Below are 15,703 nucleotides of genomic sequence, written 5' to 3'. Positions count from 1 at the left end.
GCGCCAACTCGGGGGGGCGCTCCGCCCCGCCCCCCCCGCGGGCCCCCCGGCCCGGGCGGCCGCTCGGGCCGACGAGGGCTCAGCGGGCGCCGGAACCGGGGACTTCCCCGGGCTCGGCGCCCGCCCGCCCCCTCAGCCGACCGACGTCACCGTCCCCGCGCCCACCGTGCGGCCGCCCTCGCGGATGGCGAAGCCGAGGCCCGGCTCGAGGGGTACGTCGCGGCCCAGCTCGACCGTCAGGGTGACGGTGTCGCCGGGCCGGGCGACGGCCGCGGCGCCGAGGTCGACGGCGCCGACCACGTCCGCCGTACGGATGTAGAACTGCGGCCGGTACCCGGTCGTCACCGGCGTCGTGCGGCCGCCCTCGCGGGCGGAGAGGACATACACCCGGGCCGTGAAGCGGCTGCTCGGGGTGACGCTGCCGGGTGCCGCGACGACATGGCCGCGCCGGACCGCGTCGCGGGGCACCCCGCGCAGCAACAGCGCCACGTTGTCCCCGGCCTGCGCCTCGTCCATCGGCTTGCCGAAGGTCTCCAGGCCGGTGACGACGGACTCCAGGCCGGCACCGAGCACCTCGACCCGGTCGCCGAGGCGGACCGTGCCGCGTTCGACGGCGCCGGTGACGACGGTGCCACGGCCGGTGATGGTGAGCACGTTCTCCACCGGCAGCAGGAACGGCGCGTCCAGATACCGCTCCGGCATGGGCACATACGTGTCCACCGCGTCGAGCAGTGCCTCGATGGACGCCGTCCACCGCGGGTCGCCCTCCAGAGCTCGCAGACCGGAGACGCGGACGACGGGGACGGCGTCGCCGCCGTAGCCGTGCGCGGTGAGCAGGTCGCGGACCTCCAGCTCGACGAGTTCCACCAGCTCCTCGTCGGCCGCGTCGGCCTTGTTCAGCGCCACCACCACGTGGTCCACGCCCACTTGACGGGCGAGCAGCACGTGTTCGGCGGTCTGCGGCATGATCCCGTCGAGCGCGGAGACGACGAGGATCGCCCCGTCGAGCTGCGCCGCGCCGGTGACCATGTTCTTGACGTAGTCGGCGTGGCCGGGCATGTCGACGTGCGCGTAGTGCCGGGTGTCGGTCTCGTACTCGACGTGCGCGATGTTGATGGTGATGCCGCGCGCGGCCTCCTCCGGGGCGCGGTCGATGCGGTCGAACGGCACGAAGGTGCCGGTGCCGCGCTCGGCGAGGACCTTGGTGATGGCGGCGGTCAGGGTGGTCTTGCCGTGGTCGACATGGCCCATGGTGCCGATGTTGAGATGCGGTTTGGTGCGGACGTACGCCGTCTTGGACATGGCGGTACCTCGAAGTCTGTGCGAAGAAGTCTCCGCTTCGTCGCGAAGCCGGAGGGGGACCCCGAGGACCGGCCGACCCTCCCCCTGCGGGGTCCGCCGGACGATCCGGGGAGGGTCAGCTTCGGGCGCCGTCGACGGCGGCCAGGAAGACGGGCACGGCAGCCTTCGGCGCATCCGCGACCGCGGATGCTGCGAGGAGGAAGGCGTACCGGAACATGCCGTCGATCATCGCCGACGCCCCGCGCGGCGTCGAATGGTTTTCCGGCTCACGCCCCCAGGTTCTTCAGCGCCTCGCGCACCGACAGCGGCGCGAACCGCTCCCCCTCGCGGGCCAGGAAGGCGCGCACGGCGTCCGGGTCGGTCTTGGCGTACTCGCGCAGGGCCCAGCCGATGGCCTTGCGGACGAAGAAGTCGGGGTGGGAGGCCTGGCGCAGGCAGTAGGCGAAGAGGCGGTCGGCGTCGGTGCGGTCCTTGTAGGAGAGCTGATGGAGCAGGGCCGCGCGGGCGACCCACAGGTCGTCGTCCGCGATCCAGGCGTCCATCTGCCGCGCCAGTCCGGGATCGGCGGCGACCAGCGGGCCGACGACGTGGACGGCGAGCAGGTCGACCGTGTCCCACCAGGAGACCGTGGTGATCAGCCGCCGGGCCACCGGCAGGAAGGCGGAGGAGCAGCGGCCGATGTGGCGGCGGAGGTAGTCGACGGCGAAGTAGTGGTACTCGCGCTCCGGCAGCCGCCAGCAGCGCAGCGCCACCGCCGCGCAGTCGGCCTCGCCGGGGCGGGGCATGCCCGCGAGGACCGTGCGGGACAGGGCGCGGCGCTCGGGCGTGGGCAGGCCGAGGAAGGGGGCGACGTCCTTCATGTAGGCGCGCATGGACGCCGCCCGCGCGGGGTCGGCGGCGGCGCCGTAGACGGCGGTGAGCCGTGGCAGCAGGGTGTCGGCGAGCTCGCTGTGCGGGATACCCGCTGTTCCGGTGCCGGTCGCTCCGGTTTCTGACGTTCCGGGGCCGGTCGACCCGGGGCCGGTCGACCCGGGGCCTGAGGTTCCGGTGCCTGACGTTCCGGTGCCTGTGACGCCCATGAGACGAACCATACGGCGATCACACACATATGTCGGTTAGTGTCACCGGATGCTTGATGCCACCACCCGCTCTGGCGGCACTGCCACGGTCTCGGCCTCTCCCCGGGCCACCGTCCTGGCCGGTCCCCCGGAACTCGCCGTCGCCGTCCCCGCGCGTGCCGGTCTCCCCGCGCGCTGCGCGCGGGTCCTGCTGTCGCCCTGGTCCCGTTTCGCGCTGCTGGTCGCGCTGCTCGTCGGTGCCGCGTCCTGTGTGCTGCTGTTCGAACCGCAGCGGCTGCTCGCGCACGGCTGGCCGCCGCAGCTCTCCGGTGCCGCGGCGGCGCTGGTGTTCGCGGTGGCCTACGGCCTGTGCACGGTGGCGTTCGTGCCCCGGCCGCTGCTGAACCTGGCGGCGGGCGCGCTGTTCGGTTCGCAGCTGGGGCTCGGCGCGGCGGTGGGCGGCACGGTGCTCGGCGCTGGGCTGGCCTTCGGGCTGGGCCGGGTGCTGGGGCAGGACGCGTTGCGCCCGCTGCTGAGGGGGCGGGTGCTGACGGCCGTGGACGGTCAGCTGAGCCGGCACGGCTTCCGCTCGATGCTGGCGGTGCGGTTGTTCCCCGGAGTGCCGTTCTCGGCGGCGAACTACTGCGCGGCGGTGTCCCGGATGGGCTGGCTGCCGTTCCTGCTCGCGACGGCGATCGGTTCGGTGCCGAACACCGCCGCGTACGTCGTGGCCGGCGCCCGTGCCTCGGCGCCGACGTCGCCGGCCTTCCTGATCGCCATGGCCTGCATCGCGTTGCCCGCGCTGGGCGGTGCGGTGGTGGCGTGGCGCAAGCGCCACCACCTGCGGGGCCGCTGAGCCGCCGGACCCCCTTGGAGGACCGTCCGTCAGATCCCTTCGAGGATCATCGCGTTGGCGAGGCCGCCCGCCTCGCACATGGTCTGCAGGGCGTAGCGGGCGCCGCGGGCCCGCATGGCGTGGACGAGGGTGGTGGTCAGCCGGGTGCCGCTGGCGCCGAGCGGGTGGCCGAGGGCGATGGCCCCGCCGTGGACGTTGATCCTGGCCGGGTCGGCGCCGGTCTCCTGCTGCCAGGCGAGGACCACGCTGGCGAACGCCTCGTTGACCTCGAACAGGTCGATGTCGTCGAGGGTCAGGCCGGCCCTGCGCAGCACCTTCTCGGTGGCCGGGACGACGCCGGTGAGCATCAGCAGCGGGTCGGAGCCGGTGACGGCGAAGCTGTGCAGCCGGGCGAGGGGGCGCAGGCCGAGGCGGGCGGCGGTCTCGCTGGTCGTGACGAGCACGGCCGAGGCGCCGTCGTTGATGGGGCTGGCGTTGCCCGCGGTGATGTTCCACTCGATCTGCGGGAACCGTTCGGCGAAGCCGGGGTCGTGGTAGGCGGGCTTGAGTCCGGCCAGGATCTCGGGGGTGCTGGAGGGCCGTACGCACTCGTCGCGCGCGACGCCGTCCAGGGGCGCCACCTCGGCGTCGAACAGGCCCTGGTCCCAGGCTGCGGCCGCCTTGTGGTGAGAGGAGACGGCGAACGTGTCCATCTGCTCGCGGGTGAGCGACCACTTGGCCGCGATCAGCTCGGCGCTGATGCCCTGCGGGACGAGGCCGTCGGGGTAGCGCTCGGCGACGCCGGGTCCGAATGGGTCCGCGCCGGGCGGCACGTTGGACCACATGGGCACCCGGCTCATGGACTCCACACCGCAGGCGACGGCGAGGTCGTACGCGCCGGACATGACGCCCTGGGCGGCGAAGTGCACGGCCTGCTGGGAGGAGCCGCACTGGCGGTCCACAGTGGTCGCGGGGACCGACTCGGGGAAGCCTGCGGACAGCACGGCGTAGCGGGTGGTGTTCATGGCCTGTTCGCCGACCTGGTCGACGGTGCCGCCGATGACGTCGTCGATCAGCGCGGGGTCGACGCCGGAGCGTTCGACGAGGGTGCGCAGGGTGTGGGCGAGGAGTTCGACGGGGTGGACGTGCGCGAGGGCGCCGGTCGGCTTGCCCTTGCCTATGGGGGTGCGAACGGCTTCGACGATGACTGCGTCACGCATGGTGCGGGCCTCCTTGGCCGCCGTGGCGATGACCGGCGGCGCGCGCCGGCCGCCCACCGGATCGATTACCAGTGAGTAGGAAATCTGGACTCACCATAGCCGGGTGGGTTGGAAAATCAAACCCTCCCCTAGACTTCTCCTCATGGCCGCTCGCAAAGACCCGCGTCCCTGCTCGATCGCCGACGCCCTGACGCTCGTCGGCGAGAAGTACTCCCTGCTCGTCGTGCGGGAGGTGTGTCTCGGCAACGGCCGCTTCGACCAGCTGGTGCGCAACATCGGCGCCCCGCGCGACGTCCTGGCCACCCGGCTGCGCCGCCTCGTGGACGCGGGCGTCCTCACCAAGCGGGCCTACAGCGAACGCCCGCAGCGCTTCGAGTACCGGCCCACCCAGGCCGGCCTGGAGCTGGTCCCCGTCCTGCTGACGCTCATGGAATGGGGCAACCGCCACCTGCGCCCGGACGGCGACCGCCCCATGGTCAACGAGCACGTCTGCGGCCACGAACTCGTCCCCGTGGTCACCTGCCAGGCCTGCGGCGAGGCCGTCCACCACCAGGACCTGACCCCGCACCCGCAGTCCCCGGGCTGGACGGTGTCGGGCCCGACGGCGGCCTGACCCGGCCGGCCGCGAAGAGGATCAAGCCCGGTCCGGGAACCCGGTGGTCCCCGTCGTCCCCTGTCCGTAGACGTCCAGTCGCCCGCACATCCGGAACCGCCCCCGCGCGGAGGGCCGCCCCGCCCGTACGACGGCGTCGGCGAGGTGGGAGGCGTCGCCCTGTTCGAGGCGGTCGAGCCGGTCCCCGGTGGCGGCGGCTGCCGCACCGCGCTCCCAGCGGGCCCGCCACTGCGCGATCCGGGGCCGTACCAGCGCGGCGGCGGCCCGGTGGAAGCCGGCCGGCGCCTCGGGGCCGCCCGCGCGGAGCGCGCGACAGCCCTCCAGCGCCAGATCGCGCCGCGCACGGCCGATCCGCTCCTGTTCGGCCTCCGGCGCGCCGGCCGGGATCGCGGTCGCGGCGGCGTACGTCTCGGGGTCGGCCGGGTGACGCGGGGGCAGCGTGAGCACCGCGTCCCCCGCCTCGGGCAGGCCGCTGTTCTGCATGAGGACGGTGATGCGCAAGCCGCCGTCGTTGACGAGCCGGTGGACGGTGCCCGGCGTGAACCAGGCGACCGTTCCCGGCGCGGGCGGCGTGACCTCTTACCCGGAGACGGTGAGCGTCTGAACGGACCCGTGTCCGCCGGTCACGGCGTACCCCTCCGTACAGACCAGGTGCAGCTGGGGCGTGCTCCCGCACACCCCGTCCGCGGCCGGCCAGTCGTACACCGAGAAGCCGGAGACGGCAATCCCGCCGGGCAGCCCCTGGAAGGCACCCGCGCTCACCACGGGTGCGCCTCCAGGTACGCGGCGATCTCCTCCCGTCCCCACGCCCCGTCGGCCACCACGACCCGGTAGCGACGACTGAGGGTGTCGCCAGGCGCCAGCTCCAACTCGTCGAAGAACGCCCAGGACGGCGCGACGGCCGCGAACGGGTCGTTGCGTACGAACCAGTGGGCGGGGTGGGCTCCGCGCGTCCCCGCGTGGTCGTTCTCCGGGGCGTGCGCGAAGACCAGCGTGGCGTGGCCGTCCACGCCGTCGTGCTCCCCGGTGTAGGCGAGCCAGGGCGCCTTTCGGCCCATCAGACCGGGCCCCTCGCCGTCGGGGCCGGTGATGCGGCCGCCCCGGAAGGCGCGCGGGCCGCGCCAGAACAGGCCGGTGTAGCCGGCCATCTCCCGCCCGGCGGTGGTCGGGCTGCCGAACCGCAGCGGTTCGCCGCGCCGGTTGGTGATGGCGCTCGTCCAGGTCAGCGCCCACGAGCCGGCCGCCGGATCGACGTCGTGCACCTCGATTTGCCGCCGCTCCTCGGCCCACAGCTCCCCGCTGTGCGGATGCCAGGTCAGCCGCTCCGCGAGGACGACCCGGCCGCCGTCCGCGCTCACCTCGTCGAACGCCACGTGCGCCATCGAGCCGACCCGCTCGGGCAGCGCCACGTAACCCTCGCCGTGCACGTAGGAGTTGCCGCCCCACAGGTTCGCCCCGGACAGGTGCGAGGCCGTCATCTGCAGGCCCTTGTGCCAGCGGTGGTCGTTGGGCCGGTAGCCGGTCACGACGGCGCCGGACAGGGTGCGCAGCGGGTGGAGATACGGCTTCGGGGCCTCCCAGGCCGCCTCCGGCCGGTAGACGTAGGCGAGGAGTCCGACGCCGGTCTCGCCTTCGGTGACGGTGACGCGGTCGCCGTGCGTGTGGGTGACCTGCAGCGCGGTCATACGGCCATCTCCCGGCCCTCGCCGAAGGCGCCGCCGGCCGGTCCGGCGGGCCGGGCGGCGGGCCCGTCGGCACCGGGCGCCCAGCCGGGCGCGCCGCCGTGCAGCTCGGTGTAGTAGGGGTCGCCGGGGCCGATCTCGCCCCGCCGCACGGTGGTGTCCGTGAACGCCGACTTGTACAGCGCGGTGACCAGCTCCAGGCTCTTGCGTCCGTCCGCGCCGCTGCTGCGCGGCCGCTCCCCCGCGCGCATGCTGGCGATCAGCTCCCGCAGCTGCGCCAGGTGGGAGCTGGGCACGTCCGGCCCGAAGTCCCGCCAGGCCGCGGCCTCCGCCTCGGGCACGCCCGGCGCGGGCGTGATGCGCCAGGACGCGTTGCTGTAGCCGTACAGGTGGGTCAGCTCGATGGTGCCCCGCTCGCAGTCGACGCGGATCCGGCTGACCTCGTCGGGGCTGAGCACGCTGTTGACGACGGTGGCCAGCGCCCCGCTCTCGAACCGCACCAGCGCGGTGGAGACGTCCTCGGTCTCCACGTCGTGCACCAGCCGCCCGGCCATGGCGCGCACCTCGCGCCACGGGCCGAGCACGTCGAGGAGCAGGTCCATCTGGTGGATGCCGTGCCCCATCGCCGGACCGCCGCCCTCCGAGCGCCAGCGCCCGCGCCAGGGCACGGCGTAGTAGGCGCTGTCGCGGTACCAGGTGGTCTGGCAGTGCGCGACCAGCGGCCGGCCGACAGCGCCCTCGGCGAGCAGCCGGCGGACGTGGGCGGCGCCGGACCCGAAGCGGTGCTGGAAGACGATCGCGGCGTACGGGCCGCCGTCCGTCCCCTCCTCCGCCTCGACGGCGGCGAAGTCGGCGAGCGAGGGCACGGGCGGCTTCTCGCACCACACCCAGGCCCCGGCGCGCAGCGCGGCCACGGTCTGCTCGCGGTGCAGGGTCGGCGGGGTGCAGACGCAGACGAGATCGGGACGCTGCTCGCGGAGCATCCGCTCCAGGTCGGTGTACGGGTGCGGGATCCCGCCCTCCGCGCAGAACGCCTCGACGGCCGCCGCGTCGATGTCGACCGCCGCGACCACCTCCGTCTCGCCCTCCTCGGCGAGCCGGGCGAGGGCGGGCAGATGGTGACCGCGGGCGATGGCGCCGGTGCCGATGACGGCAACGCGGACCGGGCGGACCGGGCGGACGGGGCGGCCGGCGAGGGAAGCGGACGTGGACATGGATCTGATCAGCACTCCTCCGGGGTGGCGAGCCAGGAGAGCACCCGCCATAGCAAGCGCTTTCCCTCGCCTGGCAACGTAGGTGCCCGCGCACCGGCCGGTCAACACCCGGAGCGGATCACCCCACCGATCACGGCCCGACGGCCGCCGGCCCGCTTCGAAACCCCTGTGTCGGGCTCTTCACCCCGGGACGCTACGCTGCCCCTCGACACACCTGATCACCGCGCGCGCGGGCCCGGTGTGCCCGTCTTCACCGCGCGCGGAGGCAAGGACGTGTCCGTCGTCCGTTCCACGATCGGCACTTGGACTCCTTAACTTCCATGTCTTGGTTCGAATCACTCATCCTCGGACTCGTCCAGGGGCTGACCGAGTTCCTCCCCGTGTCCTCCAGCGCCCACCTGCGGCTGACCGCAGCCTTCTCGGGCTGGGACGACCCGGGCGCCGCCTTCACGGCGATCACCCAGATCGGCACGGAGACCGCCGTGCTGATCTACTTCCGCCAGGACATCGGCCGGATCCTCGCCGCGTGGTCGCGCTCCCTGTACGACAAGGCATGGCGCAAGGACCACGACGCCCAGATGGGCTGGCTGGTGATCGTCGGGTCCATCCCGATCGGCGTGCTCGGCGTGACGCTCAAGGACCAGATCGAGGGCCCGTTCCGCGATCTGCGGCTCACCGCGACCATGCTGATCGTGGTCGGCGTGATCATCGGCATCGCCGACCGGCTGGCGGCCCGCGACGAGACCGGCGGCCGGCACCGCGCGGTCAAGCAGCGCAAGGGCCTGCAGGACCTCGGCGTGCGGGACGGCCTGATCTTCGGCCTGTGCCAGGCCGCCGCCCTCATCCCGGGCGTCTCCCGCTCCGGCGCGACCATCAGCGGCGGCCTGTTCATGGGCTACCAGCGCGAGGCCGCGGCCCGCTACTCCTTCCTGCTCGCCATCCCCGCGGTGCTGGCCTCCGGCCTGTTCGAACTCAAGGACGCGATGGAGGGCGGGCACGTCTCGTGGGGGCCGACGATCTTCGCGACGATCATCGCGTTCGGCACCGGATACGCGGTCATCGCGTGGTTCATGAAGTTCATCTCCACCAAGAGCTTCATGCCGTTCGTCTGGTACCGGCTGGTGCTCGGTGTGGTGCTGATCGTGCTGGTCATGATGGGTGTGATCAGTCCGCACGCGGGCGAATCGGCCCACTGATCGGCGTCTCCTTCCCGATCATCTCCACTCGTCTCCCACTCGTCTCCCACTCGTCTCCCGCTCTCCCGGCGATGCCGCCGAAAGGCCCCGGCGGCATCGCTCCGCAGGGGCCTTCCCACATGGGTGAACCCAGTGGGCGCGCACCCACAGCAGGGCCGTGACGAGATTCGCCGGACCAGCTCGTTCGAGAGATGGCACAACGGCAAAATGCACATAAAGGGCGAATACGGCACATCGCGGTGGTTACTCCGAACACAACCCCCCACAGAACGGAGACCATCTGATGATCATCAAGAAGATGCACGACTTGGGCGTCCGCAGCGAACACGCCTACATGGCCGCCTTCGCCTCCATCGGCCTCACCGTCGTCGCCTGGGCCGCCAGCCTGAACGCCGAACCCGGCACCGGCGTCGCCCGAGCCGACCGATGGGGCATCTTCGTCGGCGAATGGGCCCCCACCTTCTTCGGCCTCGGCCTCGCCCTCTCCCACTACGAACAGCAGGACGGCACCCTGACGGGCAGCGTCCACGAGCTCCGGCCGACAGCACAGGCCGGCTGACTCCGGCCAGGGGAGAGCCGGCGCGTTCCGCGCTCGTGACGGACTCCATACGGATCGAGTAGCCGTGCGGTAGCGCAGTGTCAGTGCTACCGCCTAGGCTTGCCCGCATGTCCCCAGATTCCGGTGCCCCTGGTTCCGTGCGCTCTGCGGCCGAGGTGAATGAACAGATCCGCGCGCTGTGGCTGCGCGCGGGCGGCACCCTGTCGGCTCAGGAGCGCGAGGAGTACGAGCTGCTGGTGGTCGAATGGGCCGCCGCCATGCGGGGCGAGATGATCGAAGCGGCGTGACACCGCGGCGTCGGCCAGGCCCGCGGGTGGGCCGGCGCCCCGTGGTCCGGGCGAGACCCGGACGTGCGCGGGCGCCCCGCCGTCCGGCCTACGCCAGCAGATGCGCCAGCACCTCGTCGTCCAGTGGATACGGCCGCTCCGCCGGGAGCAGTCCGGCAGCCTGGTCCGGCTTCCCCGCCCAGACCAGGCCGTGGATCTCCGTGGCGAGCGGTGTCACGTCCTCGATGCCGACGATCCACTCGTCCGCGTACCGCGCCGCCGCCTCGCCCGCGAGCCCCAGCTGCAGCGACCGGTGCGGCAGGGCGGTGAAGCGCAGGTCGCGTTCGGGGTCCCATTGCACGCGCGCGGGGGCCCGCCGCAGCTGCCGCTGCCAGGCGGCCCGGTCGGGGTGGAGTTCCGGGACGTAGTGGGAGAGGCAGGCGTGGCGCAGCGCCCACAGGAAGCCCTCACGGGTGATCTCGACGGCGAGGACGGTCTCCTGGTTCTCCTTCGTGCCCCAGCCGCAGCGGTACATCATCCACAGGAAGGACGGCTTGATCCAGGTCATCCGGTCGCGCTTCCAGGTGGCCGGGAAGCGGCCGGTGCGGGCGGCGACCCGTCCGATCTCCGGGCGGTAGGCCTGGTAGACGGTGAGCGTGGTGTGGGTGTGCCGGGCGCGGACCTGGAACCGGGGTTCCGGATCCGGCCGTTCGTCGTACTGATCGTTCACGCCGCTCACCCTGCCCCACGCCACCCGCTCGGAGCCACCGGATATCGCTGCCCGCATGCCCTCTTGGCGGGACCGGTCCCGTGGCCAACACTGAGCCGATGACGCAGCGCGCGGAGCTCGCGACCGTGATGGACCGGCTGGCGGTGGACGGGCTGATCACCGACTACGCCGTGGCCGTGGACGACGGCGACTGGCAGGCGTACCGAGAACTGTTCGCTCCGGACGGACGGGCGGACTACCGCTCGGCCGGCGGGATCGAGGGCGAGGCGCGGACGGTCGCCGCCTGGCTCGCCGAGTATCTGGGGGCGTTTCCGGTGCGGCAGCATCTGATCGTCAACCGCCGGGTGCGGTTCGGGATCCTGGAGCGCGACACGGGTGACACGGCGTGGGTGCAGGCCGACTACGTCACTTCGATGGGCCCGGCCGCCCCCGGCGGCGCGTCCGGGCCGGCCGGGCTGTTCTGCGGCGGCCGGTACTCCTTCGGCCTGCTGCGCACGGTCGACGGGTGGCGGCTGCGCGAGGTGATCGCGCGGGAGAAGTGGCGCCGGTCCCCGGGGGACGAACGGGCGGCGGGGACCGGCTGAGCCGGTGCCCTCTGTACCGAGATCGTCCGCAGCGCGCACACTGGACCCACCAGCAGGGAGGCGCCGTATGAAGACGTTCGGTCAGTGGCTCGACTCCCCGTGGCGGCGTTCCGTCCTCGCCGCGGCGGCGGGCGCGCTGCCGGTGTTCGCGTTTCCCGGCCCGTCCCTGTGGTGGTTCGGCCTTGTCGCGCTGGTGCCGTGGATCCTGCTGGCCCGGACCGCGCCGACGGGCCGGCGGGCGCTGCACGACGGCTGGTGGGGCGGGTTCGGGTTCATGCTGGCGGTGCACCACTGGCTGCTGCCGAACCTGCATGTGTTCACGTTCGTCATCGCGGCGCTGCTCGGCGCGCTGTGGGCGCCGTGGGGATGGCTGGTGCGCCGATTCCTGGGCGGCGCTCCCACGCCGGGCCGGGTCGCGGCCGCCCTGGCCGTGCTGCCGTCGGCCTGGCTGGCGGTGGAGCTGGTGCGCTCCTGGCAGGGACTCGGGGGGCCCTGGGGGATGCTGGGCGCCAGTCAGTGGCGGGTGGAGCCGGCGCTGCGGCTGGCCTCGGTGGGCGGGGTGTGGCTGCTGAGCTTCCTGGTGGTGGCCGTCAACACGGCCGTCGCGGTGCTGATCGCGGTGCGTGCCGCACGGGTGCCGGCGGCGGCCGGGCTGCTGGCCGCGGCGGCGGTCACGGCGACGGCCTGGTCGTGGGCGCCGCGCCCGGAGGTGCGCGGCGAGGTGCGGATCGCGGTCGTGCAGCCGGGGGTGATCGACGGCCCCGGCAAGCGGTTCGACCGGCAGGAGCGGCTGACCCGGCAGCTGGCCGGTCAGGACCTGGATCTGATCGTGTGGGGCGAGAGCAGCGTCGGCTTCGATCTGACGACCCGGCGCGACCTGGCGCGGCGGCTGGCGGACCTGTCCCGTCTGACGGACACGCCGGTGCTGGTCAACGTGGACGCGAGGCGCTCGGACCGGCCCGGTATCTACAAGAGTTCGGTCCTGGTCGGCCCCGGCGGGGTGACCGGCGACCGGTACGACAAGATGCGGCTGGTGCCGTTCGGTGAGTACATCCCCGCGCGGTCGCTGCTCGGCTGGGCCACGTCCGTCGGCGAGGCGGCCGGCGAGGACCGGCGGCGCGGCACCCGGCAGGTGGTGATGGACGTCGGCGGCGGTCTGCGGGTGGGGCCGATGGTGTGCTTCGAGTCGGCGTTCCCCGACATGAGCCGCAGCCTCGCCCGCTCCGGGGCGGACGTGCTGATCGCCCAGTCGGCGACCTCGACGTTCCAGCAGAGCTGGGCGCCCGCGCAGCACGCCTCGCTGGCCGCGCTGCGCGCCGCGGAGACCGGCCGCCCGGTGGTGCACGCGACGCTGACCGGGATCTCCGCGGTGCACGGCCCCGAGGGGCAGCGGATCGGCTCCTGGCTGGGCACGGACGAGAGCACCGCCGAGGTCTACGCGGTGCCGCTGGCCGCCGGGACGACGCCGTACGCCCGCTTCGGCGCCTGGCCGGTGTACGGGGCGCTGCTGGTGCTCGCGGGGTGGGCGGTCGCCGAGGGAGCGGTCAGGCGGCCGGGCCGGAGCGCTCCTGCACCGCGCGTACCACCCGCTCGCACAGTTCGTGCGTCGCCAGCGCGTCCCGGGCGCTGAGCACCTTGCCCGCGCGGACGGCGTCGAGGAAAGCGAGGACGGCCTGCTCGATGCCGCGCTGCCGGGCGACCGGCACCCAGTCGCCGCGCCGCCGCACGGTCGGCTGCCCCTTGTGGTCGATCACCTCGGCGAGGTTGGTCACCTGCCGCTTGGTGTCCTGTCCGGACACCTCGAGGATCTCCTCGTTGGAGCCGCTGAGCCGGTTCATCACGCCGAGCGCGGTGAAGCCGTCCCCGGCGAGCTGGAGCACCACGTGGTGGAGCAGTCCGGCTTCGGCCCTGAACCGCACGGTGACGTCGTCGACCGGCCCCGGCACCAGGAATCGCAGGGTGTCCACGACGTGGATGAAGTCGTCGAGGATCATCGACCGCGGCTCTTCCGGCAGCCCGACGCGGTTCTTCTGCATGAGGATCAGCTCGCGCGGATGGTCCGCGCACTGCGCGTAGGCGGGCGCGTGCCGGCGGTTGAAGCCGACGGCGAGGCTCACCCCGCGCTCCTCGGCGAGGGCGACGAGCCGTTCGGAGTCGGCCAGTTCGTAGGCGAGCGGCTTGTCGACGTACGTCGGTACACCCGCCTCCAGCAGCCGGGTGACGATCTCCGGGTGGACGGCGGTGGGCGCGTGCACGAAGGCCGCGTCGAGGCCCTGGGCGAGGAGCGCGTCGAGGTCGGCGTGGCGCTGCCGGGCGGGCAGGTGCAGGCTGTCGGCGACCCGGTCGAGGGTGGCGGGGGTACGGGTCTGGAGGTGCAGTTCCACCCCGGGCAGGAACCCGAGCACCGGCAGGTACGCCTTTTGCGCGATGTCTCCGAGCCCGATGCAACCGACCTTCACGTCTGCTCCCCTGCCGCGGTGCCCGCGTCCGCCCCGTTGGTTCCGGTGGAAGCATACGGGGGCTGCGGAGGCCGCCAGTCGGCGATCCCGTCGAAGCCGCGCAGGACGAGCGCGGGGGCGGCCAAGGAGAGGGTGGTGAGCGCGGTGTTCCGTACGGCCGCGAGCGCGCGGCTGCCGGTCATGTTGAGCCGGGCGATCCTGACGGCCTGGCGGGCGATCGCCGTCGTACGGGGCAGGCGGGCGGCGGTGTAGGCGGGCAGGTCCCGGGCGTGGTGGGCGAGGACGACGGCGTCCTCGACGGCCTGGTTGCCGCCCTGGCCGAGGGTGGGCGGCATGGCGTGGGCGGCGTCGCCGAGGAGGGCGACCCGGCCGCGGTGGTAGGCGGGCAGCGGCTCGGCGAGGTGGTACACGTCGTGGCGCAGGACGTCCTCGGGGCGGGCGGCGGCGAGGACGGCGGGGATCGGGTCGTGCCAGTCGCCGTAGCGGCGCACGAGTTCGGCCCGCTCGTCGGCGGCGCGTCCGCCGGCGGGGGTGACGGCGGCGGCGTACGCGTACACCCGGCCGTCCTTGAGGGGATGCGTGCCCCAGATGCGGCCGCGGCCCCAGGTCTCGTGGGACGCGAACCGCACGCCGGGCACCGGGATGACGACGCGCCAGGTGGTGAAGCCGGAGTAGGCGGGGCCGGGGTGCTCGGGGAAGAGGGCGCGGCGTACGGCGGAGCGGATACCGTCGGCGGCCACCACCAGGTCGGCCTCCAGCTCGCCGTCGGGGGTGGTCACGCGGGCGGGGCGGTGGGCGTCGCCGGGGTCGGCGAGCCCGGCCGGGCAGGCGGTGCGGATCACGCCCTCGGGGAGCAGCGCGGCGAGATGGTCGATGAGGGTGGCGCGGTGCAGGAGCACCAGGGGGCCGCCGAAGCGCCGTTCGGCCGCGGCGGCACTGGAGCGGGAGAGCCAGCGGCCGGACGGGGTGCGCAGGCCGCCGTCGCCCTGCCAGGCGGACAGGTCGCGGATGGTGTCGCCGAGGCCGATGACGTCCAGTACGCGCAGGGCGTTGGGGGCCAGCGAGATGGCGGCGCCGACGGGCTCCAGCGAGCGGGCCCGTTCCAGGACGGTGACGGCGTGGCCGCCGCGGTGCAGGGCGACGGCCGCGGTGAGGCCACCGATGCCGCCGCCGATGACGACGGCGCGTGCGGGCTGTGCCATGGCTCCTCCTTCGGACTACACGTGTAGTGCCTGGCTCGGTCAGACTGTACTACGGCCGTAGTGAGGCGAGGTGGCCGGGCGGTAGATTGATCGCCATGTCCGTACACACCGCCCGGGACGCCCGGACACGTGCCGACCTCGTCGCCGACACCGCCCTCGCCCTGCTCGCCGAGCGCGGGATGCGCGGGCTGACCCACCGGGCGGTCGATGAGGCGGCCGGGCTGCCGCAGGGCTCGACGTCGAACGTGGCGCGCACCCGGCAGGCGCTGCTGGAGCTGGCGGTGCGCCGGCACGCGGACCGGGAGGCGCGGATCCTCGCCCTGAACGAGATGCCGGACCCGCGAGGCGGACTCGACTCCGTCGTGGACGGGCTGTCCCTCGCGGTGCACCGCTCCCTGACCGACCACCGCGACCTGCTGATCGCCCGCTACGAACTCGCCCTGGAGGCCACCCGCCGCCCCGAACTGCGCGCCTTCTACGACGCGACGGGCGCCCGGTTCCGCGACCAGCTCTCGGCGCTCGTCACGGCGATGGGGTCCACCTCCCCCGAGCGGCACGTCCTGTCCCTGGTCGCCTGGGCGGACGGGCTGATGTTCTCCTGCGCGGCGGGCTCGTTCAACGACCGGGTCCCCTCCCTGGACGAGGTGCGGGCGGGGCTGCGGGAACTGCTGGGCGCGATGCTGGGCACCTGACCGGAGGCCGGCCCGGACGTCACCCCCGCGCCTCGGGAACCCTCCGCACGGGGACGGAGATCACCCGTACGGCGTAACGTCCGCCCACCCC

Annotated in this window: 16 protein-coding genes and 1 pseudogene; 8 read left to right on the top strand and 9 right to left on the bottom strand. The window is 73.6% G+C overall.

Annotated elements, in window-relative coordinates; all coding sequences use genetic code 11:
• Window positions 1–132: 132 nt before the first annotated feature.
• Window positions 133–1,302, bottom strand: a complete 1,170-nt coding sequence (gene tuf, locus AB0K92_RS27070) for an elongation factor Tu (RefSeq protein ID WP_365926990.1) — start codon at window positions 1,300–1,302, stop codon at window positions 133–135.
• Window positions 1,303–1,568: 266 nt separating this feature from the next.
• A complete protein-coding gene (locus tag AB0K92_RS27065; RefSeq protein WP_365926988.1) occupies window positions 1,569–2,381 on the bottom strand; it encodes a DNA alkylation repair protein in 813 nt (270 codons plus the stop codon).
• 49 nt (window positions 2,382–2,430) lie between these two features.
• On the opposite strand from AB0K92_RS27065, the gene AB0K92_RS27060 reads away from it, so the two are divergent.
• Window positions 2,431–3,216: a TVP38/TMEM64 family protein gene (locus tag AB0K92_RS27060; RefSeq protein WP_365926987.1), complete on the top strand. Its 786-nt coding sequence runs from the start codon at window positions 2,431–2,433 to the stop codon at window positions 3,214–3,216.
• 29 nt (window positions 3,217–3,245) lie between these two features.
• Here the strand turns inward: AB0K92_RS27060 and AB0K92_RS27055 are convergent, their stop codons facing one another.
• Complete coding sequence (locus AB0K92_RS27055) at window positions 3,246–4,415, bottom strand: thiolase family protein (RefSeq protein ID WP_365926985.1); 1,170 nt, start codon at window positions 4,413–4,415, stop codon at window positions 3,246–3,248.
• Window positions 4,416–4,557: 142 nt separating this feature from the next.
• On the opposite strand from AB0K92_RS27055, the gene AB0K92_RS27050 reads away from it, so the two are divergent.
• On the top strand, window positions 4,558–5,028 hold the full coding sequence (locus AB0K92_RS27050) for a helix-turn-helix domain-containing protein (RefSeq protein WP_165996433.1): 471 nt from the start codon (window positions 4,558–4,560) through the stop codon (window positions 5,026–5,028).
• Window positions 5,029–5,049: 21 nt separating this feature from the next.
• On the opposite strand, the pseudogene AB0K92_RS27045 reads toward AB0K92_RS27050, so the two are convergent.
• The 3 genes and pseudogenes from AB0K92_RS27045 to AB0K92_RS27035 form a co-directional block, all read right to left on the bottom strand.
• Window positions 5,050–5,793, bottom strand: a pseudogene (locus AB0K92_RS27045) (cupin).
• Window positions 5,787–6,713: a PmoA family protein gene (locus AB0K92_RS27040; RefSeq protein ID WP_365926982.1), complete on the bottom strand. Its 927-nt coding sequence runs from the start codon at window positions 6,711–6,713 to the stop codon at window positions 5,787–5,789. The pseudogene AB0K92_RS27045 and the gene AB0K92_RS27040 overlap by 7 nt, the downstream one beginning before the upstream one ends.
• Window positions 6,710–7,924 carry a Gfo/Idh/MocA family oxidoreductase gene (locus tag AB0K92_RS27035; RefSeq protein WP_365926980.1) on the bottom strand — a complete coding sequence of 405 codons (1,215 nt, stop codon included), beginning with the start codon at window positions 7,922–7,924 and terminating at the stop codon, window positions 6,710–6,712. The genes AB0K92_RS27040 and AB0K92_RS27035 overlap by 4 nt, the downstream gene beginning before the upstream one ends.
• Window positions 7,925–8,244: 320 nt before the next feature.
• Between AB0K92_RS27035 and AB0K92_RS27030 the strand changes: the two genes are divergently transcribed.
• The 3 genes from AB0K92_RS27030 (at window position 8,245) to AB0K92_RS27020 (ending at window position 9,966) form a co-directional block, all read left to right on the top strand.
• Window positions 8,245–9,120 carry an undecaprenyl-diphosphate phosphatase gene (locus AB0K92_RS27030; RefSeq protein WP_165996439.1) on the top strand — a complete coding sequence of 292 codons (876 nt, stop codon included), beginning with the start codon at window positions 8,245–8,247 and terminating at the stop codon, window positions 9,118–9,120.
• 283 nt (window positions 9,121–9,403) lie between these two features.
• Window positions 9,404–9,679, top strand: a complete 276-nt coding sequence (locus tag AB0K92_RS27025) for a hypothetical protein (RefSeq protein WP_165996441.1) — start codon at window positions 9,404–9,406, stop codon at window positions 9,677–9,679.
• Between the two features lie 107 nt (window positions 9,680–9,786).
• On the top strand, window positions 9,787–9,966 hold the full coding sequence (locus AB0K92_RS27020) for a hypothetical protein (RefSeq protein ID WP_365926978.1): 180 nt from the start codon (window positions 9,787–9,789) through the stop codon (window positions 9,964–9,966).
• 88 nt (window positions 9,967–10,054) lie between these two features.
• On the opposite strand, the gene AB0K92_RS27015 is transcribed toward AB0K92_RS27020, so the two are convergent.
• Complete coding sequence (locus AB0K92_RS27015) at window positions 10,055–10,675, bottom strand: DUF4291 domain-containing protein (RefSeq protein ID WP_365926976.1); 621 nt, start codon at window positions 10,673–10,675, stop codon at window positions 10,055–10,057.
• 98 nt (window positions 10,676–10,773) lie between these two features.
• Here AB0K92_RS27015 and AB0K92_RS27010 point away from each other — a divergent pair, with 98 nt between their 5' ends.
• The gene (locus AB0K92_RS27010; RefSeq protein WP_365926974.1) at window positions 10,774–11,259 is read left to right on the top strand and encodes a nuclear transport factor 2 family protein; all 486 of its coding nucleotides are present in this window, start codon (window positions 10,774–10,776) and stop codon (window positions 11,257–11,259) included.
• Between the two features lie 67 nt (window positions 11,260–11,326).
• The gene (gene lnt / locus AB0K92_RS27005) at window positions 11,327–12,889 is read left to right on the top strand and encodes an apolipoprotein N-acyltransferase (protein ID WP_365926972.1); all 1,563 of its coding nucleotides are present in this window, start codon (window positions 11,327–11,329) and stop codon (window positions 12,887–12,889) included.
• On the opposite strand, the gene AB0K92_RS27000 is transcribed toward lnt, so the two are convergent.
• Window positions 12,804–13,718, bottom strand: coding sequence for a Gfo/Idh/MocA family oxidoreductase (locus AB0K92_RS27000; protein ID WP_365926970.1), 915 nt, complete (start codon window positions 13,716–13,718; stop codon window positions 12,804–12,806). The genes lnt and AB0K92_RS27000 overlap by 86 nt on opposite strands.
• Window positions 13,715–14,920 (bottom strand): FAD-dependent monooxygenase, encoded by a 1,206-nt coding sequence (locus tag AB0K92_RS26995; protein ID WP_365926968.1) that lies wholly within the window; start codon window positions 14,918–14,920, stop codon window positions 13,715–13,717. Before AB0K92_RS26995 ends, AB0K92_RS27000 begins: the two co-directional genes overlap by 4 nt.
• A gap of 95 nt (window positions 14,921–15,015) precedes the next feature.
• On the opposite strand from AB0K92_RS26995, the gene AB0K92_RS26990 reads away from it, so the two are divergent.
• Window positions 15,016–15,612, top strand: a complete 597-nt coding sequence (locus AB0K92_RS26990; RefSeq protein ID WP_365926966.1) for a TetR/AcrR family transcriptional regulator — start codon at window positions 15,016–15,018, stop codon at window positions 15,610–15,612.
• Window positions 15,613–15,703: the final 91 nt, after the last annotated feature.

The sequence above is a fragment of the Streptomyces sp. NPDC052687 genome, from assembly GCF_040678395.1.
In the GTDB taxonomy this organism is placed as follows: Bacteria; Actinomycetota; Actinomycetes; order Streptomycetales; family Streptomycetaceae; genus Streptomyces.
The sequence above is the reverse complement of the archived record's forward strand: the minus strand, read 5'-3'. Positions and strand labels throughout refer to the sequence as shown.